Below are 3976 nucleotides of genomic sequence, written 5' to 3'. Positions count from 1 at the left end.
AACTCTTTTTCCTCTTTTGAGAAAAATACGCTTTTAGCGACCTTTATCTCGGTTTCAGGATTTACCGCAGTGCCGTTTTTATAAACGCCAAAGTGCAGGTGCGAGCCCGTACTCATGCCTGTGTTGCCCACATAGGCTATGAGCTGGCCTTGCTTGACCTTGACGCCGGTTTTTATACCCTTAGCAAAGCCGTTCGTGTGCGCGTACAGCGTCTCGTAGGCGCCGGCATGTTTTAGGATCACGACCTTGCCGTAGCCGCTTTTGGTACCGACAAATTTGACCGTGCCCTCGCCCGCAGCCTTTATCGGAGTGCCTTTAGGAGCGCCGTAGTCAACGCCCAAGTGCGCCTTATAGCGTTTTAGTATCGGATGAAAGCGCTTGGGCGTAAAGGGCGACGTGATACGGGCGTTTGAGATAGGTCTAGTAAGCAGAAATTTATCGCTTTTTTTGCCGCTTTTGTCGTAGTATTTGTTTTGGTGTCTATAAACAGTGTATCTTTTGCCTCTGATCTCTATCGCCGCCCAGTCGATTTCAGGCATGCCGAAAGTACGCCCCAGCCTAATCTTTTGTTTGTAGCTCATCGCGAGCCTGTCGCCTTTTTTTAGCCTTTTAAACTCGCCGTCGCCGACCTCGCCTTTCATCGCTAGATAAAATCCATGCGCCAGCGCTACGCTACCGGTGGTTTCTATGATGTCTTGCGATGGGTTTGCGCTAACGGGCATACTAAGCACGTGGTCGTAGGTTTGATATGATATTGGAGAGAGCTGAAATTTAAACCCGCCGTCGCTATCTTTGTAAATTTGCGCTTGGAGCTCTTCGTTTACGGGGATCAGCACCTGCGATATCCCGCCATTTTCGTCTCTTGAAATTTGATACGAGATGCCTTCTTTGATCTCGTCTAGGAACTCTTTATCCTCCGAGTCCAAATCATAATAAAGTTTTAGCGGGATGGAGTTTTTTTCTAAAAACGTCAAAAAGCTATCGCCCTTAGGCCAGCTAAGCTCCTGGACGGTAGATTGTATAGGCGCGGCGGCGAATAAATTTACCGCCAGCAGTAAAGCTAATGAAAATTTCTTCATAAAATCCCTTGATTTAAAAGCCGTATTTTACTCGAAAATTACTTACATTTTGCAAAACTAAGGCAGTTTCAGATATAATGAGCGCTAAAATTTCAAACTTTCAGGAGATAAATTTTGAAAAAATTTCTTTTATTTTTAGCGGCGGCTTGCCTTAGCTTTGCGGCCGAGTTTTCGATGAGAGAGTATAAAACCCCGCTAATAAGCGTAGATGAGGGCGTAGGCACGATCATAGACAACTCAGATATCGTCGTAGGTAGTAGCGGCGTCGTGATGCATAAATTTGAAGGCTCTCAAAGCTCAATCATCGCTCGCGCCGTCGTCACGCAAAAAGGCGGCGGCTTTGCAAAGGTACGATTCGAGGTATTTGACACGTTAGCGCAAAAAGCCCTGCCGATACCGGGAATTTTGCCTAAAAGCGGCGACGAGATCATCCTAAACTACCTCTACAACCGCTCGCTCATCGTCGTACCGAACAAAGAAATTTACGCCGAAGTAACGAACGCGTTTAAAGATATCACCTTTATCCACCCGGACATCGTGGGCTCGTACCTAAGCTACGAGTATAAGCCAAACCCTAGCCGCGACGATTTTCGTAAAATGTGCTCGCAAAGCGCTGCCGGGCTTATTTTCATCGCTATGAACAACGAAGCGCTTTTTGCCGACTGCCAGAGTTTTGAGCCGCTAAAACGCTTCCAAAGCGGCGCGGTCAAATACTACCAGCTGCCTTTCTACACTCGCGTCAAGGACATCGATACGGTATTTTGGAAATGGGGCTCGGAGCAGATCAGCGACTTTGACCGCCACTACAAAGCTCTTTTGAAAGAGAAATGATGCACGAAAAACACGCTAAATTTTTTGTAAATTTACTAGGCGCCGATAACGCCTACTTCGACGACGCGCACAGGATCGCCTACTGCTACGACGCGACTAGAAAGCGCCATTTGCCTGACGGCGTACTTTTTCCTAGAGACGAGCGCGACGTTAGCGAGATTTTAAAGTACTGCAACGAAAACGGAGTCAAAATCGTGCCTAGAGGTGCTGGCAGCGGCTTTACGGGCGGGGCGCTAGCGCACGAGGGCGGCGTGGTGCTTGCATTTGAAAAGCACATGAACAAAATCCTAGAAATCGACATGCAAAACATGGTCGCCGTCGTGCAACCGGGCTGTATAAATATAAATTTACAGCGCGAAGCCGAGAAGCTAGGCCTTTTCTACCCGCCAGATCCCGCTAGCCAGGAGTACTCGACGCTAGGCGGCAACGTGAGCGAAAACGCGGGCGGCATGCGCGCGGCAAAATACGGCATCACCAAAGACTACGTCATGGCGCTACGAGCCGTGCTGCCTAACGGCGAAGTGATCCGCGCGGGCAAACGCACGATAAAAGACGTCGCAGGATACAATATCGCAGGCATCCTCATCGCCAGCGAGGGCACTCTAGCGGTAATAACCGAGATCACGCTAAAACTCATCGCAAAGCCTAAATTTAGAAAAACGGCGATGGGAATTTTCCCTAGCGTAAACGCCGCGATGAACGCCGTTTATAAGACGATGGCAGCAGGCGTGACGCCGGTGGCGATGGAGTTTTTAGACGCGCTTTGCGTGCGCGCGGTCGAGACTAAATTTAACAAAGGCCTACCGCAAGATGCGGGCGCCTTGCTCATCACCGACGTAGACGGCGACGTTTTAGACGGCCTAGAGCAGGATCTAGCCACGATAGAGCGAGTGTTTAGAGAAAACGGCGCTAGCGAATTTAGACGCGCCAAAGACGAGAGCGAGCGAAACGACATCTGGTTTGCCAGGCGTAACTGCTCGCAGGCGATAAATATCTACGGAAATTTAAAGCTAAACGAGGACATCACCGTGCCGCGCTCAAAGCTACCCGAGCTGCTTGAGCGTATCGGCGGCGTCGCGGAAAGATACGGCGTGCAGGTGCCGTGCTTTGGTCACACCGGCGATGGCAACGTACACACCAACGTCATGGTCGTGGACAAAGCCGATCCCGCACAGGTAGAAAGCGGTCACAAGGCGATCGAGGAAATTTTTAAGATCGCGGTGGAGCTTGGCGGTACGCTCAGCGGCGAGCACGGCATAGGCATCAGCAAGGCCGAGTTTATGCCGCTTGCCTTTACGGACGCCGAGATGGAGCTTTTTAGAAGTATCAAAAAGGCGTTTGACCCGAATAATATCCTAAACCCGTTTAAAATGGGGCTGTAAATTTGGCGCAAGGCGTAGCTGATTTTGCCGTATTTATGATCTACGTTGCGGTAGGCGTCGGTGCCCTTGCCCCGCTTTTTATAAAAAACAAATCATACAAAACCGTCGATCGCGGTGCCTTGCTTATCACCCCCAGTCCGTTTTTAAAACTACCGATATTTATAATATGCCTAGGCTTTGGCGTTATGGGACTATTTGACGATGAGCCGCACCTAAAAAAATACAAAAACAAACCCGTGCCATGCTTTTATTACGGCGATATAATTTGCTCACAGGAAGCCAAAGCGCAAGGCATATACGCAAGATGCTTTAAAAAAGGCGATCCTGGATGCATTGACGGATATCTACAAAGAAACAAATTTCAAATAACGCTTGGTAACGTCGTAGCCGTTTGCTTCATATTTTTGGCATTTATAACGCTGATACAAAAAGGCATCAGGATAGAAAAAGACGGTATCTCAAAAGAGTGGGAGGTTTTGCCGTTTAGATACGCCGAAAAGATAAAATTTGACGAGATGACTTACGGTATAGCCTTTGTAAGGGGCGTAAAAATTATCAAAATAAGAGGCGAAAATAGCAAAAGAGGTTTTGGTGCAGGATTTTTGTATTCGCGAAAAGACGTAGATTTTTTAGAAACTTTGATATTTAAAAAACTAGTCGAAATCTCGGAAGCCAAAGACGCCG

At 48.3% G+C, this 3976-nt stretch carries 4 protein-coding genes; 3 read left to right on the top strand and 1 reads right to left on the bottom strand.

Going from position 1 to position 3976, the window contains the following annotated elements; all coding sequences use genetic code 11:
- Nucleotides 1–1079: peptidoglycan DD-metalloendopeptidase family protein (locus tag Q0338_RS03310; protein ID WP_298085519.1), on the bottom strand; the 1079-nt coding region annotated here is incomplete at its 3' end.
- Between the two features lie 114 nt (nucleotides 1080–1193).
- On the opposite strand from Q0338_RS03310, the gene Q0338_RS03305 reads away from it, so the two are divergent.
- From Q0338_RS03305 to Q0338_RS03295, 3 genes are all read left to right on the top strand, one after another.
- On the top strand, nucleotides 1194–1910 hold the full coding sequence (locus tag Q0338_RS03305) for a plasminogen-binding N-terminal domain-containing protein (RefSeq protein ID WP_298085518.1): 717 nt from the start codon (nucleotides 1194–1196) through the stop codon (nucleotides 1908–1910).
- Complete coding sequence (locus Q0338_RS03300; RefSeq protein ID WP_298085517.1) at nucleotides 1910–3292, top strand: FAD-linked oxidase C-terminal domain-containing protein; 1383 nt, start codon at nucleotides 1910–1912, stop codon at nucleotides 3290–3292. The genes Q0338_RS03305 and Q0338_RS03300 overlap by 1 nt, the downstream gene beginning before the upstream one ends.
- A 2-nt stretch (nucleotides 3293–3294) precedes the next feature.
- A partial coding sequence (locus tag Q0338_RS03295) for a hypothetical protein (RefSeq protein WP_298085516.1) occupies nucleotides 3295–3976 on the top strand: 682 nt, incomplete at its 3' end.

Origin of the sequence: uncultured Campylobacter sp. (genome assembly GCF_938018145.1) — a bacterium.
GTDB lineage: Bacteria > Campylobacterota > Campylobacteria > Campylobacterales > Campylobacteraceae > Campylobacter_A.
This window is presented reverse-complemented; position numbering and strand designations above follow the sequence as displayed.

What these genes read in the sequence shown, in the direction of transcription:
- Q0338_RS03300 (WP_298085517.1), top strand. Translation starts at nt 1,910, where the DNA reads ATGCACGAAAAACACGCTAAATTTTTTGTAAATTTACTAGGCGCCGAT.